Origin of the sequence: Pseudomonas sp. QC2, from assembly GCF_002859085.1 — a bacterium.
Taxonomy (GTDB): domain Bacteria; phylum Pseudomonadota; class Gammaproteobacteria; order Pseudomonadales; family Pseudomonadaceae; genus Aquipseudomonas; species Aquipseudomonas petroselini.
In genome coordinates this window covers 87,152-108,256 of the sequence record NZ_PKKS01000025.1, presented here as the reverse complement: position 1 = coordinate 108,256, position 21,105 = coordinate 87,152, and the positions used below count along the sequence as shown (strand labels likewise).

Annotated in this window: 19 protein-coding genes; 8 read left to right on the top strand and 11 right to left on the bottom strand. The window is 61.5% G+C overall.

Annotated features, from left to right (window positions below):
* Nucleotides 1–136 precede the first annotated feature (136 nt).
* On the top strand, nucleotides 137–5,272 hold the full coding sequence (locus QCBJ_RS27085) for a dermonecrotic toxin domain-containing protein (RefSeq protein WP_256581570.1): 5,136 nt from the start codon (nucleotides 137–139) through the stop codon (nucleotides 5,270–5,272).
* A gap of 7 nt (nucleotides 5,273–5,279) precedes the next feature.
* Here QCBJ_RS27085 and QCBJ_RS27080 read toward each other — a convergent pair whose 3' ends face one another.
* From QCBJ_RS27080 to QCBJ_RS27070, 3 genes are all read right to left on the bottom strand, one after another.
* Nucleotides 5,280–5,906 carry a LysE family translocator gene (locus QCBJ_RS27080; protein ID WP_046036061.1) on the bottom strand — a complete coding sequence of 209 codons (627 nt, stop codon included), beginning with the start codon at nucleotides 5,904–5,906 and terminating at the stop codon, nucleotides 5,280–5,282.
* Between the two features lie 63 nt (nucleotides 5,907–5,969).
* Nucleotides 5,970–7,316 carry an NCS2 family permease gene (locus QCBJ_RS27075; RefSeq protein ID WP_015885119.1) on the bottom strand — a complete coding sequence of 449 codons (1,347 nt, stop codon included), beginning with the start codon at nucleotides 7,314–7,316 and terminating at the stop codon, nucleotides 5,970–5,972.
* Between the two features lie 169 nt (nucleotides 7,317–7,485).
* Nucleotides 7,486–7,920: a MarR family winged helix-turn-helix transcriptional regulator gene (locus tag QCBJ_RS27070; protein WP_015885118.1), complete on the bottom strand. Its 435-nt coding sequence runs from the start codon at nucleotides 7,918–7,920 to the stop codon at nucleotides 7,486–7,488.
* A gap of 82 nt (nucleotides 7,921–8,002) precedes the next feature.
* Here QCBJ_RS27070 and QCBJ_RS27065 point away from each other — a divergent pair, with 82 nt between their 5' ends.
* Both QCBJ_RS27065 and QCBJ_RS27060 read left to right on the top strand, forming a co-directional pair.
* On the top strand, nucleotides 8,003–9,169 hold the full coding sequence (locus QCBJ_RS27065) for a PLP-dependent aminotransferase family protein (RefSeq protein ID WP_046036062.1): 1,167 nt from the start codon (nucleotides 8,003–8,005) through the stop codon (nucleotides 9,167–9,169).
* A 10-nt stretch (nucleotides 9,170–9,179) separates the two neighbouring features.
* Nucleotides 9,180–9,782, top strand: coding sequence for a glutathione S-transferase family protein (locus QCBJ_RS27060; RefSeq protein WP_015885116.1), 603 nt, complete (start codon nucleotides 9,180–9,182; stop codon nucleotides 9,780–9,782).
* Nucleotides 9,783–9,885: 103 nt separating this feature from the next.
* Here QCBJ_RS27060 and QCBJ_RS27055 read toward each other — a convergent pair whose 3' ends face one another.
* The gene (locus QCBJ_RS27055) at nucleotides 9,886–10,782 is read right to left on the bottom strand and encodes a LysR family transcriptional regulator (protein WP_102061955.1); all 897 of its coding nucleotides are present in this window, start codon (nucleotides 10,780–10,782) and stop codon (nucleotides 9,886–9,888) included.
* 111 nt (nucleotides 10,783–10,893) lie between these two features.
* Between QCBJ_RS27055 and QCBJ_RS27050 the strand changes: the two genes are divergently transcribed.
* Genes QCBJ_RS27050 through QCBJ_RS27040 form a run of 3 tightly spaced genes read left to right on the top strand, consistent with a single transcriptional unit; the run spans nucleotide 10,894 to nucleotide 13,818 of the window.
* On the top strand, nucleotides 10,894–12,186 hold the full coding sequence (locus QCBJ_RS27050) for a CitMHS family transporter (protein WP_015885114.1): 1,293 nt from the start codon (nucleotides 10,894–10,896) through the stop codon (nucleotides 12,184–12,186).
* 1 nt (nucleotide 12,187) lies between these two features.
* Nucleotides 12,188–13,513 (top strand): acyclic terpene utilization AtuA family protein, encoded by a 1,326-nt coding sequence (locus tag QCBJ_RS27045; RefSeq protein ID WP_102061954.1) that lies wholly within the window; start codon nucleotides 12,188–12,190, stop codon nucleotides 13,511–13,513.
* The gene (locus tag QCBJ_RS27040) at nucleotides 13,510–13,818 is read left to right on the top strand and encodes a hypothetical protein (protein ID WP_102061953.1); all 309 of its coding nucleotides are present in this window, start codon (nucleotides 13,510–13,512) and stop codon (nucleotides 13,816–13,818) included. The genes QCBJ_RS27045 and QCBJ_RS27040 overlap by 4 nt, the downstream gene beginning before the upstream one ends.
* A gap of 117 nt (nucleotides 13,819–13,935) precedes the next feature.
* Here the strand turns inward: QCBJ_RS27040 and QCBJ_RS27035 are convergent, their stop codons facing one another.
* The 5 genes from QCBJ_RS27035 to QCBJ_RS27015 all read right to left on the bottom strand — a co-directional run bounded on the left by QCBJ_RS27035 (nucleotide 13,936) and on the right by QCBJ_RS27015 (nucleotide 16,719).
* Nucleotides 13,936–14,307 (bottom strand): glutathione S-transferase N-terminal domain-containing protein, encoded by a 372-nt coding sequence (locus QCBJ_RS27035; protein WP_015885111.1) that lies wholly within the window; start codon nucleotides 14,305–14,307, stop codon nucleotides 13,936–13,938.
* Between the two features lie 102 nt (nucleotides 14,308–14,409).
* Nucleotides 14,410–14,955 carry a GTP cyclohydrolase I FolE gene (gene folE / locus QCBJ_RS27030; protein ID WP_003442011.1) on the bottom strand — a complete coding sequence of 182 codons (546 nt, stop codon included), beginning with the start codon at nucleotides 14,953–14,955 and terminating at the stop codon, nucleotides 14,410–14,412.
* A gap of 78 nt (nucleotides 14,956–15,033) precedes the next feature.
* Nucleotides 15,034–15,591, bottom strand: coding sequence for a Smr/MutS family protein (locus QCBJ_RS27025; protein ID WP_015885110.1), 558 nt, complete (start codon nucleotides 15,589–15,591; stop codon nucleotides 15,034–15,036).
* Between the two features lie 75 nt (nucleotides 15,592–15,666).
* The gene (locus tag QCBJ_RS27020; protein ID WP_015885109.1) at nucleotides 15,667–15,987 is read right to left on the bottom strand and encodes a hypothetical protein; all 321 of its coding nucleotides are present in this window, start codon (nucleotides 15,985–15,987) and stop codon (nucleotides 15,667–15,669) included.
* Nucleotides 15,988–16,128: 141 nt separating this feature from the next.
* The gene (locus QCBJ_RS27015) at nucleotides 16,129–16,719 is read right to left on the bottom strand and encodes a cysteine hydrolase family protein (RefSeq protein WP_015885108.1); all 591 of its coding nucleotides are present in this window, start codon (nucleotides 16,717–16,719) and stop codon (nucleotides 16,129–16,131) included.
* A 239-nt stretch (nucleotides 16,720–16,958) separates the two neighbouring features.
* Here QCBJ_RS27015 and prmB point away from each other — a divergent pair, with 239 nt between their 5' ends.
* The gene (gene prmB / locus QCBJ_RS27010) at nucleotides 16,959–17,867 is read left to right on the top strand and encodes a 50S ribosomal protein L3 N(5)-glutamine methyltransferase (RefSeq protein ID WP_015885107.1); all 909 of its coding nucleotides are present in this window, start codon (nucleotides 16,959–16,961) and stop codon (nucleotides 17,865–17,867) included.
* A 69-nt stretch (nucleotides 17,868–17,936) separates the two neighbouring features.
* Here prmB and QCBJ_RS27005 read toward each other — a convergent pair whose 3' ends face one another.
* Nucleotides 17,937–18,743, bottom strand: coding sequence for a hypothetical protein (locus QCBJ_RS27005; protein WP_015885106.1), 807 nt, complete (start codon nucleotides 18,741–18,743; stop codon nucleotides 17,937–17,939).
* 98 nt (nucleotides 18,744–18,841) lie between these two features.
* Nucleotides 18,842–19,804, bottom strand: a complete 963-nt coding sequence (locus QCBJ_RS27000) for an alpha/beta hydrolase (protein ID WP_015885105.1) — start codon at nucleotides 19,802–19,804, stop codon at nucleotides 18,842–18,844.
* Nucleotides 19,805–19,947: 143 nt separating this feature from the next.
* Here QCBJ_RS27000 and aroC point away from each other — a divergent pair, with 143 nt between their 5' ends.
* Entirely contained in the window at nucleotides 19,948–21,039 is a 1,092-nt protein-coding gene (aroC, locus tag QCBJ_RS26995) for a chorismate synthase (protein WP_102061952.1), read from the top strand.
* Nucleotides 21,040–21,105: the final 66 nt, after the last annotated feature.

Here is a 21,105-nt window from a genome sequence, read left to right as displayed (position 1 = left end):
CGCTTTCTAAGGTTTCCCTGGCATACGAACAGGGAGAGCGCCCGCGATATTTTTATTAGGCCAAGGTTATTTATGTACATCGGGAGCAGTCGTCGATCTGCGTAGCCTCGTGTTTTTCAGAGCAACGGAGGCGAAGATGAGCGAGGTACCCGACTCTCAGGCAGGACGTGTCGACGATGACCCTATCAAGGACGGCTTGACCCGCCGAATCAATTCCAGCGCTTCGCCCAGCCGCACGATCAACGAGCTGCACGCCGCCAGCCTGCGAGCCCGGGCATCGACCAAACGCCTGAACACCTTACTGAGCCGTGCCCCACGCATTCGCCGGATTACGCGCGTGGCATTACAAAAGGCCTTCGGCGTGAACCTTGAAGCCCTGCCGGGCAAAGTGCCGATGCAGGAGGGCCAGGTATGCTCACTGCCGGACTTGATCGAGGCGAGCCTGAGGTTGCTGGCGTCGGAGCCCGATGATGATGGCGTGGCCCCGTGTACGCTGGATGACACGTCCCAGGCGGCCTTGTTGGATGCTCTTGGAGAGTGGGACCACGCGCAGCTTGATGAGGCCCAGGCGGATTACTGGACGGGATTGGCGGGCGACTCCTGGCTGTCACGCCAGGCACGTTGGCGTGAGGTCTACAGCGAGTGGTTAGCCGACCAGGCGTTGCTGGCTCACGGCGTGTTGGAGCTGTCGGATCATGGCGTGGAGATGGTCCAGGGCATCCTCGACGCGCCCACCTTGGCGGCGCGGCAGCAGGCGGGTGGGTTTTGGGGCGGCTTGCAGGTTTCACCGCTATTTTGGCCGGCCAAGGGAGCGGTCCGCGTGCTGTTGGGCGGCGCCTTGCATATCTATCAGGACGAGGGGCGCCGCCATCAGCGGCAGGTGATTGTTCTGCCGGGGTTGGCCCAGGTGTTTCACGAATTTGGCTCCTTGATCAGCTTGCAAGAGCAACTGCCGAGGTTGATCAATCGGCATTTGGAGGCCGTGTGGCCACGTTTGCCCCTGAGTCGTCGACACGAATTACCGGACGTTGTCTCACAGGATGCCGTTCCTCTCACCGTCCAGCCCCCGCAACCGCTGACGGATAACGCACTGCACCACAGCGCCGATAGCGTGGTGCGCGTCCAATGGGAAAATGAGCGCGATTGTGTCCGGCAGATCAACTTGGTCCTGGTGTTTCCTCGCGACGCGGCACGCGGCAGCGAGGGGAGTATTATCCAGCGCTTGCAGCGGGTTGAGCAGGAGCGCAAGCAGTGGATCCAGCCACGACCGGACCTTCACGCTGCGTTGGAGCAAATGCTGGAGTGGGACCGGCTGCGTCGGTTGCAGCACATCGATTTTGCCAGCCTGGATTCGGACCTGGCGATCAAAACCCGCGAAGCCAAGCTGCTGCGCTATGAGAAAGCGCTGTCGGGGCTGTTGGACCCCACGGACCTGAACCATGAGACCTCCGCGCATAGCGACTTCCAAGCGCTGCACCGGCAGTGGCAGGAGGCCTTTGCCGCTGCGCAAACGCTGGTCTCTGACTCGCGCCTGGCAGACCTCGAATACTGGAAATATAGCCCCGCAGGCCAGCGTTCACGGGCTTCGCAACTGCTGAAGGCATGCCATACGGCTTTGGATGCCGAGGTGCGCCTGCAACACCAGTTGAAGTTGATCGGGCCCCGCCATCTGAAGGTCGGGCTTGAAGCCCTGGAAAAAAAACCAGCCACCGCCGATGCACGCAGTACAACGCGGTGGCTGGGTGTCTCGATCGGCAGCGGCCATCGCTTGCTCGGAGCATGGGTCATCACCACTGCCGAGGCTGTGGCTCGGCCGGTTCGCCAAGAGCCGGTGCTGTTTTATTTGCCGGGTATCCACGGTGGGCTTCAAGGGTTCAATTCACTGGAGCAACTGTCTGCCGCGCTGGACGCCAGTCTTAAAGACGCGGACGGCTCACCCCTGTGGCGCAGCGTTCACCGTCCGAAGCGCGCACGGGCCATGGCTGAAGTCAACGCTTTGGCGACCGACCAGCCGTTGACGGTGACCTGGTCGGTGATTGAAGGGCACGCGCTGATGCTGGCGATTCGTGAGCAGCTCGAAGGCTTCAATCAACTGCGGGTGAGCGTGGAAAAAGGCGAGCAAGTTTTTGGCGAAGTCAGTGACACCGCCTTGGCCAAAATGCTGTTGGCCGATGAAGCGGCCAGCAGCTTGCAGATCCCACCCAACGACACGCGGGACCAGGCGTTGGCCAATGTCGAGGTCTTGCGCCTGGCGGCGGCGCAGGTCAAGCGTTTGCCCGCCTGGATGGCCCAGGCCGCAGTGGCCCAACGCAGGCAATATGGACGGCTGCAAACCCAGGCACTGAGTGCGCGCCAGGCCCTCGAGCGCGGCCTGTTGCACCAGTTGCCGGCGCTGGCGACGTTTGCTCGCCAAGCGCTGATCGCGCAGTTGACCGCCGATGGTTTTTATCCCGAGGTGAACATCGACCAACCGATGCTGGAGTTGCCCGATGATGTCAGCACCCACTGGGAAGGCCACCCACAACGCCCGGCGGGCGGTTCGGGGATCAAGACGGTGGTCAGCCAGCAACGCAGCCAGTTCAGCCTGTTACAACTGGCCCTGAGCAACCTGGATGCCGAGGCGCCCTGGACACGACAGAGATTGCGCCATGCGCGTTACTTGGAACCCTCCTGGAAGACTCGCCTGACCCCTGACTATTTGCTTGAAACGATTTCGGCCCTGGACCTGGGCGGGCAGTACGACCACCAGATCAGTCAGGCGTTTTATGGTGATGGCGAGGGTTCGACTGGCCTGCGGGCTGTCCTGTTACGGGCGTTTCGGTTGGCGGCGCGATGGGAGCTGTTCAGTGCCGTCAACGCGGGGTTGAGTGCCCATGCGCAAAGCCTGTTTGACGTTGCGCTGAGCGCCCGCTCGGTGTCTGACCTGGAACGTAACGGTCATCGGGTTCAGTTGTGTTGCGTTCGGCTGGAGGCGTTGACGTTACCCCAGCCGCGACATGTGGCCGGCATTGTGGTGATCCTCGATCAAGTCGATGGCCGGTGCTTGGTGTATTGGCCCGAGGCAACAGGGCACCCGGCGTTAACCGAGCATCTGAACCTGGCGCGAGCTCGTCAGGCACTGATCGACCTTGCGGCTGAACCGGACATCTGTCTGGACATTGCCCGCAAAATCGCGCCGGGTTGGGAGGCTCAGGCCCTCGGCAGTTACCCGGAAGTCCTGCACCGTGTTGCCGAACCATTGAGCTGGTTGAGGGTCATCCACGGGTTTGCAAGCAACGGTTGGCCGGGCATCGCAAAGGCTGTGCGGCGATGGTTCATGACCTGGCGCGTACAGCCGGCCAAAGCCTTGACGGAGATCGAAGCCGAAATCAGTGAGCAACAGGCCGCAGCACCGCGTCAGTGGTTGGGGATTACCCTCAGCAACGGCTGTCACCTGTTGGCCATGGTGGCCCATGCTCGGGTACTCGGTGTCCAGCGCCAGGCGCGCAGTGAGTCTAACTCCCGTGAAGAGTTGCAGGCCTATCGCGAATGGCGCTTGGGTGAACAGGTCGACGCCAGGCGGCGCGGGCTATTGTCCTACGTGCCGGGGGCGGGCCTGGGTGTCAAGGTGTACGAAGTATTGCTGGCTGCCAGGCGGGTGTATCAACGCGCCTCGCCACATGCAGTGTTCGACCTGGTGTCGAGTGTCCACATGGCCGTGGTCGAAGCGCTCATGACCTTAAGCCCCGGCATCCTGGCGCGGGGCAGTCGTGGCCTCAGCACCGCGACCCTGCGCCAGGCACTCAAGCAGTTGCACCGCCAGCAGCGAATGGCACATGGCGGCCACTTTTATTTGCGTTCGTCGCCCGGCGCGCGTTCGCTCAAGGGCCTTGACGGCTATAGCACCTCGACCACCGTCGACGGTGCGATTGCCCTTCGTGGCCACAGCAAGGGCAGTTATGTGAAAGGCGGCGAACAGTTTGTGGTCGACGGTGCAGAGCGCTACGCCGTTTATCGTCGCCCAGGGGAGCGCGACCTGCGCATGAAAAACACCAGGGCCGGCGGTGAGAACGAACTGGTGCTACGTATTCAAGAACCCTCCGAGTGGCTACTGGGGGCCGACGCTCCGGAACCGACGCCCGGTCCCAGCTCCGGGCGGTGGAGGCCTTGGGATACAACGGAGGGGAACACCGGCTGGTCGGCACCGCAGGCTCCTCCCCGCACCGGTTATCGGGACCGCGCCGTGCTGGCGGATCATGCCTGGCAGGGCTGGGGGCAGGAAGTACCGGCCGAGCCACCGCAGGCGATATCCGAGTCCAAGCGCTTGTACCGTATGCCTGGCCCCCGACCTTACGACGCACTGCTGTTGGGCAACAAATATTACGAGATCCTCCCCGCAGGCGCGAAGGCACCGGACGATCTGGTTTTCGTGAGGCGTAGCGTACGCATGGGAGAAGGGTCTTATGACGAACTGGTCCACTGGCTCAGCGATGACCTGGCTTCCCAGCCCATTCCTTTTACCTTGGGGGCCGACGGCTTGTGGACGCCGCGTCAACCGCTGTTCGTTGGGCCCTTGGTCGAGTCGGTGGCTACGGCTTTTCCTGGCTTGACCCGTTCGAGTCAGTACGCCGTAGCCCATCGTCTGGTAGAACTGGCCGATACGGGGAACTCAATGACCGCCACGCGCCTGCTCAATATTCGCGCGACCCTCGATGATTGGCTGCCGCCGGTGCCCCGCGTTCTGGGGCAGACGGATGACCTGTTAAGGATGCTCAAGCCGCTGCGACTGGAGAAGCGAGCGAGCATCAACATCGCCACTGAAAGCACTGGGATGGGGTTTGCCCGCGTGGACTTCATCGTGCCTTTTCGACTGCCTCCTGCACTGTCTGGCCCAAAAGGCACCGCGAGTACGCACACCAAAAACTTGACCGTGCGCAAGGCCGTCAGGCAAGTGCTTGAGCGCCAGGGTTTTACCGTCACGGCAGTGGAGAAACGCAAGATGGGCAACCAGTACAACTTTATCTGCACCCATCCCAAATCCAGCAATGTGTACTTCATGATGACGCGCTGGACGGAGTCGAGCAGCCTGAATATCCAGTCCACGGATGTGCTGCAGTTGTCCGACACCTGGTTTCGACGAACCCTGACCCATAGCCCTGCCAGCAAGAAGGGGCTGTACGAGCCCGTCAAGCAAGCCATGAAGGACAAACGCCTAGTCAAAATGCTGGTGGGCATACAGCACAACCGCAGCGCGGGTTACTTTACGGTGTTCATGATTAAGGTGACGGACTAGGTAACGATCAGCGACTGAGCAGTGACGCCGCGCCCGCACCACTGAACAACCCTGCGCTGATGCGGTTGAACCAGCGTTGCCCCTTGCCGCTGCGCAGGTACTGCGCTGCGCCATGGGCGCCGAGGCCGTAGGCCAGCTTGCACAGCAGGTCGAGTACGGTCCACGTGGCGATCATGATCAACAGCTGTGGCACAAACGCCTGCTGGGCACTGAGGAACTGCGGCAGGAAGGCGGCAAAAAACAGGATGTCCTTGGGGTTGCTGGCGCCCAGTATAAAGGCGCGGCCAAACAGCGTGCGAAAGCGCGGCGTAGCGACGGCCTGCGGTACCACGGCACCTTGGGCCGGTTGGCGCGATTGCTGCCAACTCTGCCAGGCGAGATAAAACAGGTAGACCGCGCCGACAATTTTCAACGCGCTGAACAGGTGTTCCGACGCCAGCAGCAGGGCGCCCAGGCCTAATGCCGATGCGCTCAACAGGCAGATCGAGGCAGACACGCCACCGAGAAATGCCGGGTAGGAACGGCGCAGACCGAAATTCAAACTGTTGCTGATCATCAGCAATGACAACGGTCCCGGGATCAGGATCACTACCAGCGCAGCGCCGCTGAACAGCAGCCAGGTTTCCAGACTCATTGCGTTCCTCCCTTCATACAAAAGCCCCACCCGACGGGGTGAGGCGGGGTCAAACCGGTGTCCCTACAGGAACGCGAACTTGGCAATGAAGATCGCGCAGAGCACCCACAGGCTGACAGAAATTTCCCTATGCTTGCCGGTACCGGCCTTCAGTGCCACATAGGTGATAAAACCCAGGGCGATCCCGTCGGCAACCGAGAAGGTCAGCGGCATCATGATCGCCGTAACAATCGCCGGGATGCTGTCGGTGGCGTCGTCCCAGTTGATATGGGCCATGCCGCTCATCATCAGCATTGCGACATAGATCAACGCGCCGGCCGTGGCGTACGCAGGAATCATGCCGGCCAGCGGCGCGAAGAACATCGCCGCCACAAACAGAACGCCCACGGTCACAGCCGTCAGCCCGGTGCGGCCACCGGCGGCGACACCGGCAGCACTTTCCACGTAGCTGGTCACCGGTGGCACGCCGACCATGGCACCGAACACGCTGGAGGCACTGTCGGCCTTCAACGCGCGGGACAGGTTATCGATCTTGCCATCGGCATTGACCAGCCCGGCTCGTTGCGCGACGCCCATCAGTGTACCTGCGGTGTCGAACATGTGTACAAAAAGAAAGGCAAATACAACGCTGATCATGCTGACATTGAACACACCTTTCACGTCCATGGCCATCCAGGTCGGCGCCAGGCTCGGTGGGGTTGAGATCATGCCGTTGTAGTGCACCAGCCCCAGCCCCCATCCGGCCAGGGTGACGGCGATGATGCTGATCAGGATCGCGCCAAACACGCGGTGGTAGCTGAGAATGGCGATGAGCAGGAAACACACGGCCGCGAGCAGTGGCGCGGGTTCATGCAGCGAGCCGAGCTTGATCAGCGTGGCCGGGCTGTCGACGATGATCCCGGCGGTTTTCAAACCGATCACCCCGAGGAACAAACCGACGCCCGCGCCCATGGCATGGCGCAGGCTGACCGGAATGCTGTTGAGCAACCACTCACGCACCCGCGAGAGCGTCAGGCCCATGAACAACACGCCGGAGATAAACACCGCGCCCAGCGCGGTTTCCCAGGTGTAACCCATGGTGCCGACCACGGTGTAGGTGAAAAACGCGTTCAACCCCATGCCTGGTGCGAGACCCACTGGCCAGTTGGCGTACAGGCCCATCAACAGGCAACCCAGCGCGGCGGCGATGCAGGTGGCGACGAACGCCGCGCCATGATCGATGCCGGCGTCGGCCATGATGTTCGGGTTGACGAAGATGATGTACGCCATAGTGATAAAGGTGGTGAGGCCGGCGATCAGCTCGGTCTTCACTGTGGTGCCATGCAAGCGCAGTTTGAACAGGCGTTCCAGCCAGCCGGTGTGGGTGGGTTGGAGGTCCAGGGGTGAGGCTTCGGATTTGCGGCTATCCACAGCGAGTACTCCTCAAGCATTTTATTGTTATGGCCAGCGCGTAGGCGCTGAGAGGTACTGGCGGGTTTGTTGACCAATAGGTCAGGAACTCGCACGAAGCGAATTATGCTTTTGTATACAAATAAAGCAAATAATGTTTTCGATTGACTGGGTAAAAGGGGATGAAAGGCTAATTAGCCGCACTTAACGCCTGATTCACCGCCAGCCATCCCGCCACCGCGTCTTCGCCCGCTTCACTGAACGCTCGCTGTAACAGCTTCACCTGTTCACGGCGTAATGACTGCTCGAAACGCCGACCTTCCTCTGTCAATTCCAGCAGGCGTTTGCGCTTGTCGGTTTCGGACGCAACGCTGTCCACCAGGTGCATTTCCTGCAATTGACGCAACGGCATGTTCAGCGCCTGTTTGCTCACCCCGAGCAATTCGAGCAGTTCCTTCACGCTCAGGGCGGGGTAGCGTGCGATAAAAAACACGATGCGCTGGTGCACCCGGCTCAGGCCACGGCGCTCAAGCATTTCGTCGGCCTTGGCGGTAAAGGCCTGGTAGCCGAAGAAGAACGCCTCCATGGCTGTTTGCTGGCTGGTCGGGTTTTTAAGGTCAAGCATATTGACGTATCCACTGAAGTCGTCGTAATTTCGGTCAACCAGTTTGACGTATTTTCTACAGTCTTCGCTACCGGTGACCCTAATGGCCTTCTCTGAACGTGTTACGCGCCTCAAAAGCTCCCTGATCCGTGAAATCCTCGCGGCGGCCCAGCGTCCGGAAGTGATGTCGTTCGCCGGTGGCCTACCCGCGCAAGCCATGCTGCCCGCCCTGGACTGGGATGACATGCCGCTCACTATCGGCCAATACGGCATGAGCGAAGGCGAACCCCACTTGCGCGAACTGCTCGCTGCGCAGGCTCGCGCCTTGGGCGTACCGTGCCAGGCCAGCCAGGTGCTGGTGGTCAGCGGCTCCCAGCAAACCCTGGACCTGGCCGCCAAACTGTACATCGACAAAGGCACCCAGATCCTGCTGGAAGGCCCGACCTACCTGGCTGCTTTACAGATCTTCCAACTCTTCGGTGCCGACTGCCTCACCGTGCCACTGGAAACCGACGGTCCCGACCTGGCCGCGTTGCGCGCTAACCTCGAACGTCACCACCCGGCGTTTATCTACCTGATTCCAACCTTCCAGAACCCGTCGGCTGTACGCTACAGCGAGGCCAAGCGCGCAGCGGTCGCCGCCTTGCTCGACGAGTTTGGGGTGACGCTGATCGAAGACGAGCCCTACCGCGAACTGACCTTTGACGGCGGCAGTGCCAAGCCCATCGTTGGTCGCCTGAAAAAAGCCAGCTGGATCTACACCGGCACTGTGTCCAAGACGTTGTTGCCCGGTTTGCGCGTGGGTTACCTCATCGCCAGCCCGGATCTGTTCCCGCACTTGCTCAAGCTCAAGCAATCGGCGGACCTGCACACCAACCGCGTCGGCCAATGGCAGGCGATGCAGTGGGTCGGCACGGAAAAATACCAACAGCACTTGGTAGAACTGCGCAGCTTTTACCGCGAGCGCCGTGACGCATTCCAAGTGGCGCTGGCGCATCACTTCGCTGACCTGGCCGACTGGCAGGTGCCCCAGGGTGGATTATTCTTCTGGCTGACCTTGAAACAACCGCTCGACACCCGCACCTTGTTGGCGCAAGCGTTAGAACAGAACGTCGCGTTCATGCCCGGTGAACCGTTCTTTTCCGAGCCGGACCAACACCTGGGTTCGCTGCGGCTCAATTTCAGCCATATCGACCCGGCCCGCCTGGACGAAGGTCTCAAGCGCCTGGCCGCGGTGGTCCGTCAAGCACAGCACGCGCAAGCGGCATAAGGGGAGCCCCATGTACAAAGTTTATGGCGATTACAAGTCGGGCAACTGCTACAAGGTCAAATTGATGCTCAGCCTGCTGGGCATCCCGTACCAATGGATCGATGTCGATATCCTCAAGGGCGACACCCAGACCGCCGAATTCCTGGCCAAGAACCCCAACGGCAAGATCCCGGTACTGGAACTGGAAGACGGCACCTGCCTGTGGGAGTCCAATGCGATCCTCAACTTCCTCGCCGATGGCAGCGAGTTCCTGCCGACCGAACCGCGCCTGCGTACCCAGGTGTTGCAGTGGCAGTTCTTCGAGCAGTACAGCCACGAGCCTTACATTGCGGTGGCGCGGTTTATCCAGTTCTACCTGGGGCTGCCCGAGGAACGCCTGGAGGAATACAAGAAGCTGCACAAGGGTGGCTACAAGGCGCTCAAGGTCATGGAGCGCCAACTGCAACTGACGCCGTACCTGGTGGGTGATCAGTTCTCCATCGCGGACGTGGCCTTGTATGCCTATACCCATGTGGCCCATGAGGGTGGTTTTGAGCTGGACGCTTATCCGGGTGTGCAGGCGTGGTTGAAACGTGTTGCCAGTCATCCTAAGCATGTGGCCATGCTGGACTGATTCACTCGGTCAAAATGTGGGAGCTGGCTTGCCTGCGATAGTATCGCCGCAGTGCAACTGGCAGACAGTGTCGTCTGCATCGCAGGCAAGCCAGCTGCCACATTCAGCTCAGTGGTGTGTCAGAGAGTTGTTCTTTCAACAGGTCAAAGCAGCGTTGCGCCGCCGGGCTTAACCCCATCCCGCTGCGGCTGATCAACCCGATCTCCCGGTTCACGCCGGGGTGATCGATGCTGATGCGCTTCAACCCTTCCAGGCTGTCCGCCGCCGATTCCGGCAGCACACTGATGCCCAATCCCTGGCGCACCAACGCCAGCACCGTCGACATGTAGTTGGCTTCCATGCCGGCGTTCATCGTCAGGCGTGTCTCATCGAATAGCGCATGCACTTGCTCCCGTACGCTGCTGTCACGGCCAGTGAGGATGATCGGCTGGTCCGCCAACTGTTCCAGGCTCAGTTGACGGTGGCGAGTGAGGGGATGATCCACCGGCACGAATGCACACAAGCGATCATTCAATACCGGCACGAACTCCAGGCCATGGCTGAGCCGTGCGCGCACGCCGATGCCGAAATCCACCTCGCCGGAACGCACCTGGGCATGAATCCGGTGGGCCACCAGGTCATGCAGGCGCACTTCGATCCCGGCAAAACGCTCGCGAAACAGGCGCAGCGCCGGCGGCAGGGTGCCGGCGCAGACCGAGGGCAGGGCGGCGATGGTGACCACGCCCCGGCGCAGGGCGGCCAAATCGCGGGAGCCGGTGACGATGTTGTCCAGGTCCAGCAGCAGTTTTTCCATGGGCCCGCGGGCTTCCTGGCCGGCGGCGGTGATGCTCACATGGCGCGGGCTGCGGTCGAGCAGGGCGACGCCGAGCCAGTCTTCCAGTTGCTGGACCTGCACCGTCAGTGCGGAAGGCGACAGATGCAGTTCATTGGCCGCCTTGGTGAAGCTGCCTGTGCGAGCCACCGCAAGAAACGCTTGAATGTGTTGGATACTGTTCTTCATTTTGTTTTTCCGAACACTAGCTGGTGAATATTCCAATTTACAAAGACTACCTCGCTTCCAATACTCCAGGGAAAACAATAACCGGCCACCAAGGCCGCTCTGGAGTAACCCATGCTCGCTACCCTGGGTGTCATCACCATCCTGTGCCTGCTCGCTGCTGTCATGAGCAAACGCCTTTCACCGCTGGTGGCGCTGATCGCTTTACCGATCATCGCCGCGCTGCTTGGTGGGTTCGGCCTGCAGACCAGCGCCTTCATCATCACCGGTATCAAGAACGTCGCCCCCGTGGTGGGCATGTTTGTGTTTGCGATCCTGTTTTTCGGGATCATGACCGATGCCGGCATGCTCGACCCCATCATTGACCGCATCCTGCGTACGGTAGGCACGCGTCCTACGCGGATTGTCGTCGGCACCGCGACCCTGGCGCTGCTGGTGCACCTGGATGGCTCCGGTGCGGTGACCTTCCTGGTGACGGTGCCGGCGATGTTGCCGCTGTATACCCGGCTGGGCATCGACAAACGTATCCTCGCCTGCGTATGCGCGATGGCGGCCGGGGTCAACTTTCTGCCATGGACCGGTCCGGTGTTGCGCTCGTCGGCGGCGCTGCATGTGCCGGTAGCCGACCTGTTCCAACCGCTGATTCCAGTGCAGATCGTCGGCCTGGTCTTCGTCTTCGGCTGTGCGTGGTGGCTCGGCCGTCGCGAAGAAAAACGCCTGGGCCTGGGCGCCGGTTCAACCGTCGATGCGGTGCCGCAACGGGTACTCAGCGACGATGACATCAAGCTGCGTCGCCCTCGGCTGTTCTGGGTCAACCTGATCCTGACTGTGCTGGTCATGGTGGTGATGATCGCCGGCTGGGTCGACCCGGTGGTGATGTTCATGCTCGGCACGGTGCTGGCACTGTGCATCAACTACCCGAACGTGGATGCCCAACGCGCCCGCATCGACGCCCATGCAAAAACCGCCCTGACCATGGCCAGTATCCTGCTCGCCGCCGGGGTGTTTACCGGGATCATGCAAGGCACCGGGATGCTAAAGGCGATTGCCGAAGTGGCAGTGGCACAGATTCCCGCCGGCCACGGCAAGCTGATCCCGGCCGTGGTGGGCTTTATTTCCATGCCTCTGAGCATGCTATTCGACCCCGATTCCTACTATTTCGGCGTAATGCCGGTGATCGCCGAAGTCGGCAAGGCCCTCGGCGTCGACCCGCTGCAAGTGGCCCAGGCCTCGTTGTTGGGCGTACACACCACCGGCTTCCCGGTCAGCCCGCTGACCCCCGCGACCTTTCTGTTGGTGGGCTTGTGCAAGGTCGAATTGGCCGATCACCAGCGCTTTACCATCCCTTTTCTGTTTGCCGCGTCGGTGTTGATGACCCTGACCGCGTTGCTCCTGGGAGTGATTTGAGATGAAAACCTTGCGCATCGGTTCCGGCGCCGGCTACTCCGGCGACCGTATCGAACCTGCCGTGGAACTGGCCGAGCAGGGCGACCTGGATTACCTGGTCTTCGAGTGCCTGGCCGAACGCACCATCGCCCTGGCGCAGCAGGCGCGGATCACCGACCCCGCTGGCGGTTATGACCCGTTGTTGAGTGAACGCATGCGTCGTGTGCTGCCCTTCGTAGGGATAAGCGCCGGGCGTCGCCGTCTGCGGGTGATCACCAATATGGGCGCGGCCAACCCGCTGTCGGCGGCTGTTGAAGTGCGGCGGATTGCCGGCGAGCTGGGCCTTGATCTCAAGGTGGTTGCCGTGGTCGGCGACGACGTGTTGGCGGTGCTGCAGCCCGAGTTTCTGCTGGATAACGGCCAGACTGTCGGTTCCCTGGGCGAGCGGATCATTTCTGCGAATGCCTACTTGGGCGTCGATGGCATTCTGGAGGCGTTGCGCGCGGATGCGGATGTGGTGATCACTGGGCGTGTGGCCGACCCCTCCTTGTTCCTGGCGCCGCAGATGTTTGAGTTCGGCTGGGCAGCGGATGATTGGCAGCGCCTGGGGCGCGGTACGTTGGTGGGGCATTTGCTCGAGTGCGCCGGGCAAGTCAGTGGCGGCTATTTTGCCGACCCTGGTCGCAAGGCGGTGGAGGACCTGGCCCGCCTGGGCTTCCCCCTGGCCGAGATCGATGCCGAGGGTGAAGCGCTGATCACCAAGGTCGCCGGCTCCGGTGGCCGGGTCAGCCGCGCCACGTGCACGGAGCAACTGATCTACGAAGTGCACGACCCGGCGGCGTACCTCACGCCTGACGTGACCGCTGATTTTTCCCACGTGGGATTTTTCGAGGAAAGCGCTGATCGCGTTCGCGCCGTGGGTGCGGGTGGCCGTGCGCGACCCGAGCAGTTAAAGGTCAGCGTCGGTTATCTGGACGGTTGGATCGGCGAAGGGCAGATGTCCTACGGTGGCCCCGGTGCTGTCGCACGAGCGCAGCTGGCGCGGGATGTCGTCCTCAAGCGTCTTGAGTTGACGGGCGTGAAGATGCAGGACGTGCGTGCCGAACTGATCGGCATGGACGCGCTCCACGGACCGCGCAGCACGGTCGAGCCCTGGGAAGTGCGCCTGCGCGTGGCGGCCCGCTGTGAAGCACGCAGCGAAGCGGTGCGTGTGGGCAATGAAGTGGAAACGCTCTACACCAACGGCCCGTCTGGTGGCGGCGGCGCCAGCAAAAGCGTACGCCAGGTGGTGGCAGTGGCATCGTTGCTGCTGCCGCGTAACGTGGTCAACCCGAGGATCGAAGCATGAAGCTGCACACGCTGGCCCATTCCCGGACCGGGGATAAGGGCGATACGTCGAACATCTCGATTATTGCGTACCGTGCCGAGGACTATTCGCTGCTGTGCGAAACGCTGACCGCCGAGCGCGTGGCTGAGTTTTTTGCGGACCAGTTGGAGCCCGGCGCCGCACCAGTGCGGCGTTATGAATTGCCTAACGTGCAGGCACTGAACTTCGTGCTGCCGGGGATCTTGCGGGGTGGCGTCACGCGTTCGCTGGCGCTGGATGCCCATGGCAAGTGCCTGGGCTCTGCATTATTGGATCTCGACCTGTAAATACCGTAACTGTGGGAGGGGGCTTGCCCCCGATGGCGGTGTATCAGTCAACTTATGTGTGACTGACACTCTGCTATCGGGGGCAAGCCCCCTCCCACATTGGTTATCCAGTGTCTGTCAGACCGCCGCGAAACGTTTGTCGAGGTAGTCGATGATCACCTTGGAGTCATACATCCAGGTGGTCTGGCCATTTTCTTCAATGCGCAGGCATGGCACCTTGATCTTGCCACCTTGCTCCAGCAGGGTCTGGCGGTCTTGCTCATTATTCTTCGCATCCTTCAAGGCCACCGGTACGTTCAGGCGGTGCAGGGTGCGGCGGGTCTTCACGCAGAACGGGCAGGCGTGGAACTGGTAGAGGGTCAATTCCTTGGCCGCTGCGTTCACCTGCGCCTGCTGTTCGGCGGGGCGCTGTTTTTTGCGCGGGCGGGTCAGGTAGTCGCCCGCGATGATGACGTGGCCGAGGCCGACTCGAAGTGCTTTGACGAACATGGCTGAAACCTCTTGCCCATGACAGAAGGGGCCGCAGCTTACCTTAATTCTGCAGGCGAAAAAAAACCGGCGATGAACGCCGGTCTTTTCCTACGCAGCCTGTTACTTGATCAGACTGAGGAATTCGCTACGGGTGGCCGCGTTTTCGCGGAACTCACCCAGCATCACCGAGGTGATCATCGACGAATTCTGTTTTTCCACGCCGCGCATCATCATGCACATATGCTTGGCTTCAATCACCACGGCCACGCCCAGGGCACCCGTCACTTGCATCACCGCGTCGGCGATCTGGCGGCTGAGGTTTTCCTGGATCTGCAGGCGGCGCGCATACATGTCGACAATCCGCGCGACCTTCGACAGGCCCAACACTTTGCCGCTCGGGATATAGGCGACATGAGCCTTGCCGATAAACGGCAGCAGGTGGTGTTCGCACAGCGAGTACAACTCGATGTCCTTGACCAACACCATTTCGCTGTTGTCGGAGCTGAACAAGGCACCGTTGGTGACTTCTTCCAGTGTCTGCTCATAGCCGCGGCAGAGGTACTGCATGGCCTTGGCGGCACGTTTTGGCGTGTCGAGCAGGCCCTCGCGGGAAACGTCCTCGCCGAGTTGGCCGAGGATCGCGGTGTAATTCTGTTCCAGGGACATGAAACTACCTGTGGGATTTTCGCAAAGCGCAAGGTTACGGTGGCGGACACATCGCTGCAAGCCTGACGATGGCACTTGTTACTCGTCGCGCCCTTCCATCATGGTGCGCTTGAGCATCACATACACCGCACCCGCGCCGCCGTGGCGGGCCTGGCACGAGGTAAAGCCGAGCACCTGCGTGTGCTGGCGCAACCAGGTGTTGACGTGGCTCTTGATCATGGGGCGTTTGCCGTCCAGCCGCACCGCCTTGCCGTGGGTAACACGTACGCAGCGGATTTCGAACTTGGTCGCTTCGGCGAGGAAGGCCCACAGGGTTTCCCGGGCTTTCTCCACGGTCATGCCGTGCAGGTCGAGGCTGCCCTCGAACGGGATCTGGCCGACCTTGAGCTTGCGCATCTGGCTTTCCTGTACGCCGTCGCGGGCCCACATCAGCTCGTCTTCGGGGCCGACGTCGATCACGAACTGGTCCGACAGGCCGTCCACCGTGGTGGCATCGGTGCGTACGGTCGCGGCCTGGCGCAGCTTGGCGATCTGCGCACGGTCAGCCTTGGGTTTGCCCGTGTCGGCGCGGTCGTGTTTGATCGGCTTGACGCCGCGCAGCTCATTTTTGAACAGGGAAAAATCGTCGTCTTGCATGTCAGCCTCCGCGAAGGGCGGGCAGTTTACCTAAATCGCGGCGGCCAGGGCGCAGGAAACGCTATCCAAGCGCCATCAGTCGTGCTTTTTCATCAGGTGTGAAGCGATGTTCAGCGACAACGGCTGACGCATCTTCCGACGGCTACGGCGCCACAACCATACGCCCAACCACAGCACCAATAGTCCGATCACTGCCAGGATTGCCGAGCCGCCTGGGCTGGCATTCAGTTCGCCAAGGGCCGGCGAGTGACCGAACAGACCGGCGCCACCAGCGCCGGCCAACAGCACACCTACAATCGCCAGCAGCGCGGCAATGCCGGCCACCAAGCGCAGACGCCAGTTGCTCGGGCCCTTGGGGCGCAAGCGACGAGCATCAAAACCATCGGATATCTTCATTCCGACCTTTCCTCCAGGGTATCGGCCCTTCGACCGGACAATACACAGGTTGTTCCTGTACCCGAGGCAATTGCAGCAAATGACAGGCATTTGCTGATGAGCGGAGACATAAACAGGTCGCGCCGCTCATCAGAAGGACGATCAGATCAGATCTTTGGTCAGCGCCAGGGTGGCGAAGTTGTCGGCCATGATGGCCATTTCGGTCTGTTGCACATGTTCGGCGCTCAGGATGCCGCCTTTGTAAGGCAGGTCACGGGTGGCGCAGGCGTCTTCCACGAGGGTGCAGCGAAAGCCCAGGTTCTTGGCGGCGCGCACGGTGGTGCTGACGCTGGAGTGGCTCATGAAACCGCAGACGATCAGGTCCAGCGAGCCGAGGTCCTGCAGGTGCTTTTCCAGCCCGGTGCCATGGAACGCGCTGGGCAGCAGCTTGCCGATGATGGTTTCGTCGCCTTCAGGCGCGAGCCCCGGGATGAACTCGCCGCGCTCGCCCTGCGGGTCAAACAGGCCGCCAACGGTGCCCAGGTGGCGCACATGCACGATCGGGCGCCCGGCGTTGCGGGCTGCGGCGACCAGTTGCTTGATATTGCCAACCGCTGCGTCCATGCCCGAGAGGGCGAGTGGACCGCTGAGGTATTCCTTCTGGGCGTCGATGATCACGAGGGTCGCATGGCTGAGGTTCGCTGCTGCGTAACCACGACCGCTGAGTTGAAACATCGTCTTTGGAACGGACATTCTGGGGCTCCTGTGAGGGGGGCTTTTGTGACATTGTCCACTGGCTGAGCGGTTCTGTGAATCGCTACCATCGTAAGGTACGCCGTTGTTGGCGTGCAGCCATGTCAAGAGGTGTGCGTGTTTAACCCAATGATGGCAATTTGGATGAATTCCGACGGATGGCGAAGGGGTTTCGTACATCGTCGGTACCGGTGAAGACTGTTAGAATCGCCAGTCGTTTTTTCCAGGAGTTTGCCCCCGTGATCACTTCCCGCCTGCGCACCTTGCGCGACCACATCCGATGGGCTGTCAGCCGTTTCCATGGGGAAGAGCTGTTTTTCGGGCATGGTACCGACAATGCCTGGGACGAAGCCCGGCAATTGGTGCTCGGCGCCTTGCACCTGCCGTGGGAAATTGCCGACAGCTACCTGGATTGCAACCTGGAAGAAGAAGAGATTTCCCACGTTCAGCGTTTGCTGCATCGCCGTATCCACGAGCGCGTGCCCACCGCTTACCTGCTGAAAGAGGCCTGGTTCTGTGGTATGTCGTTTATCGTTGATGAGCGCGTGCTGATCCCGCGTTCGCCGATCGGCGAGCTGATCGAAAACCGCTTTGAGCCCTGGCTGGCCCAACCGCCGGCACGCATCCTCGACCTGTGCACAGGCTCCGGGTGCATCGGCATCGCTTGCGCCTATGAGTTCCAGGACGCCGAAGTGGTGCTGGGGGACTTGTCCTTCGAAGCCCTTGAAGTGGCCAACCAGAACATCGAGCGCCATGGCGTCGACGAGCGCGTGTACACCGTGCAGGGTGATGGTTTCGACGGTCTGCCGGGCCAGCGCTTTGACCTGATTGTGTCCAACCCGCCGTATGTGGATGCCGAAGACTTCGCCGACATGCCGGATGAATACCAGCACGAACCGGAACTGGGCCTGGCCTGCGGTGATGATGGCTTGAACCTGGTGCGGCGCATGTTGGCCGAGGCGGCGGACCACTTGACCGAGAAGGGTTTGCTGATTGTTGAAGTGGGCAACAGCCAGGTGCATGTCGAGGCGCTGTACCCGGAAGTGGACTTCGCCTGGCTGGACTTCCAGCGCGGTGGGCACGGGGTGTTCATGTTGACGGCGGAGCAGTGCCGCCAGCATCAGGCCGTCTTCGCCGCCCGCGTTTAAACCGGTCAATGTGGGAGGGAGCAAGCCCCCTCCCACCGCTGGAACCGGTACAGTCAGGTACGCCCCGACTTACCGGTGCGTGGCAATCCAGATCAACAGCCCGGCCTGAAACACCGTGAACGCCACCAGGCACGTGATGGTAAAGCGCAGCCCGCTGTCTTCACGCTTGAACTTGGTGACCTTTTCCTCTTCCTTGCGCAGCTTCACTTCCTGCTCCATCAGGTTCTGCTCGGCCTGTTGCAGCATCTGCGCCGCTTCGAGAATCTCCACGAACTGCACTTTTTCGGTGTTCCAACTGTCCAGCACATCGCTGACCTTGCCGGGCTGCACGTTGCCCTTCAGGTGCTGCACATCGGCGTAGGCCACATCAAAACCCTGGACACGCAGGAAATGATCGCGGCGCAGGCGGGTGGCTTCGTTCAACGCGTCTTTGTTGGCCAGGTCGACACCGTCGACGCGGTAATGTGACCACTTCTTCTTCGCCCAGGCGGCGCCTTGAGCGACCAGGAAGCGCCCGATGCCTCGGTTGGCCGGTTCGATTTCCAGGCTGTTGCCAGGGCCGAAGTGCACGCGGTGTTTGTCGTGATCGACCCAAATGTCCAAGTGGTTCTGCTCACGGCGCACCCGCTGGCCCGGCAGTTGGATGACCATGCGCAACAGGCTGTGGTGTTTGTCATTGCGCTCGGCATAGCCGAACTGCACGAACCGCAACGGCCGCACACCGGTGGCGCGGTCGATGGCCAGGGGCGCCAACCGCAGCATCTTGAAATGCTCGGCCTGAACCTCCGCCCACGGCAGGGGCGCCGTGTCGACGGCCTCGGTTTTTTCAGCCGGGCTCTCGGCAGTCGGTTCCGGTGTTGCTTCAGTGGTTGTCATGCGTGCGATCCTGTCCAAACCCAGCCAGTCGACAGTCTTTTTACTGTCGACCCTGGGCTTATCGGCCGTTTTTGTCAGGACTGGAGGCAATTTGTCGTTTAACGGGGCTGAAGTCCGTCGATAAAGCGCACCAGGCGACTGCCCAGCTCGGCGGCGAGAGGCAGTTGCGGGTCATTGTAGGAGGCCAATTGTTGCTTTACGTCGTTGGGCACGATGCGCATCACGTGGTTCATGCCTTCGATCACCGTCAACTGGGCGTCGGGCTTGGCTTTTTTCAGCTGTTGGGCGTCGCCGACGCCCACCTGGATGTCGTTGGTGCCCTGGATGATCAGCGCGGGCATACGCAGCTTGGCGAAGGCTGCCGAGGGATCGGCGCGAAACAGGCTGATCAGGTAGGGCTGCACACTGGGTCGGAAAATACCTTCCAGCGGGCCAGGCACATCGGCATCCACCTGGCCGGCCTTGAGGTGATCGAGGATCTCATTACTGCGCAGCAACAGGGCCGGGGGCAAATGATCAGCCAGTTGCTGGCGGATCACCTGGTCCACGGGGCGAGCGCTGCCGGACAATGAAATAACGCCTGCCGGATCGAGTTGCGGCGCGGCAAGGGCGGCCACCAGGGCGCCTTCGCTATGGCCCAGCACAATCAGCGGGCCCATGCGTTTGTCGGCCTTGAGCAGTTTCCCCCAGGCCACTGCATCGGACACATAGGCGTCCAGGGTCAGGTTGCGTTCATCCGGCGTGGCGGCCAGGCTCGCGGCCACACCGCGCTTGTCGTAGCGCACGCTGGCGATGTTATGCCGCGCCAGTACCCAGGCCAGGCGCTTGAGGCTGTCGTTGCGCGCGCCGTCGGCGCTGTTGCCATTGCGGTCGGTGGGGCCGGAACCGGCGATGATCAGCACCACCGGCACGGGGGTGTCGGACTGGGGCAGCAACAGCGAGCCAAACAGCTCGCCACTGCCGGTGTCCAGGCTGATGGGCCGTTGCAGCACGACAGGGGAGGCGGCGAAGCCAAGGCTGGAAAATAGAGTGAGGGTCAAAAGCAGAACTCGAAGCATCATCGCGCCATCATGAGGAAGGTGCCGGTTGGACCAAGGTCTACCGGTAAGGTTTCGAGGATGAACTAGTCGGTTAGCCTGCGTATACTGGCCGCCTTAAGTTATTACGGTTGACTTGATTCAACTGATTTCACGGAGCGCCCTGCATGTCCGGCAATACCTTCGGCAAGCTGTTCACTGTCACCACCGCGGGCGAAAGCCATGGCCCGGCGTTGGTCGCCATTGTCGATGGCTGCCCGCCCGGCCTCGAGCTGTCCCTGGAGGACTTGCAGCGTGACCTCGACCGCCGCAAGCCCGGCACCAGCCGCCACACCACCCAACGCCAGGAACCCGACGAAGTCGAAATTCTCTCTGGCGTGTTCGAAGGCCGCACCACCGGTTGCGCCATCGGCCTGCTGATTCGCAACACCGACCAGAAGTCCAAGGACTACTCGGCGATCAAGGACCTGTTCCGCCCGGCTCACGCCGACTACACCTACCACCATAAATACGGTGAACGCGACTACCGTGGCGGCGGCCGCAGCTCGGCCCGCGAAACGGCCATGCGTGTGGCCGCGGGTGCCATCGCCAAGAAATACCTGGCCACCCAGGGCATCATTATTCGCGGCTACATGAGCCAGTTGGGCCCGATCGAAATCCCGTTCAAAACCTGGGACAGCGTCGAAGACAATGCTTTCTTCAGCCCCGACCCGGACAAAGTACCGGAGCTGGAGGCCTATATGGACCAGCTGCGCCGCGACCAGGATTCCGTCGGTGCCCGAATCACGGTGGTGGCCGAAGGCGTTAAACCCGGCCTGGGCGAGCCTATCTTCGACCGCCTCGACGCTGAACTGGCTCACGCGCTGATGAGCATCAACGCGGTCAAGGGTGTAGAGATCGGCGCCGGCTTTGCCTGCGTGTCCCAGCGCGGCACCGAGCACCGCGATGAGCTGACCCCGGAAGGTTTTCTCAGCAACAACGCAGGCGGCATCCTCGGCGGTATTTCCTCCGGCCAGCCGATCGTGGCGCACCTCGCGCTCAAGGCGACGTCCAGCATCACCACGCCGGGCCGTTCGATCGATGTGCACGGCAACCCGGTGGACGTGATCACCAAGGGCCGCCATGACCCTTGCGTCGGCATCCGTGCCACGCCGATTGCCGAAGCAATGATGGCCATCGTGCTGATGGACCACCTGCTGCGCAACCGTGGGCAAAACGCCAATGTGCGCGTGAGTACGCCGGTGCTGGGCCAGCTGTGACAGCCTGTCATGGCAGGCGCGCTTGCTGTCGTTGTAGTGAGCGAGCTTGCTCGCGCTGGGCTGCGA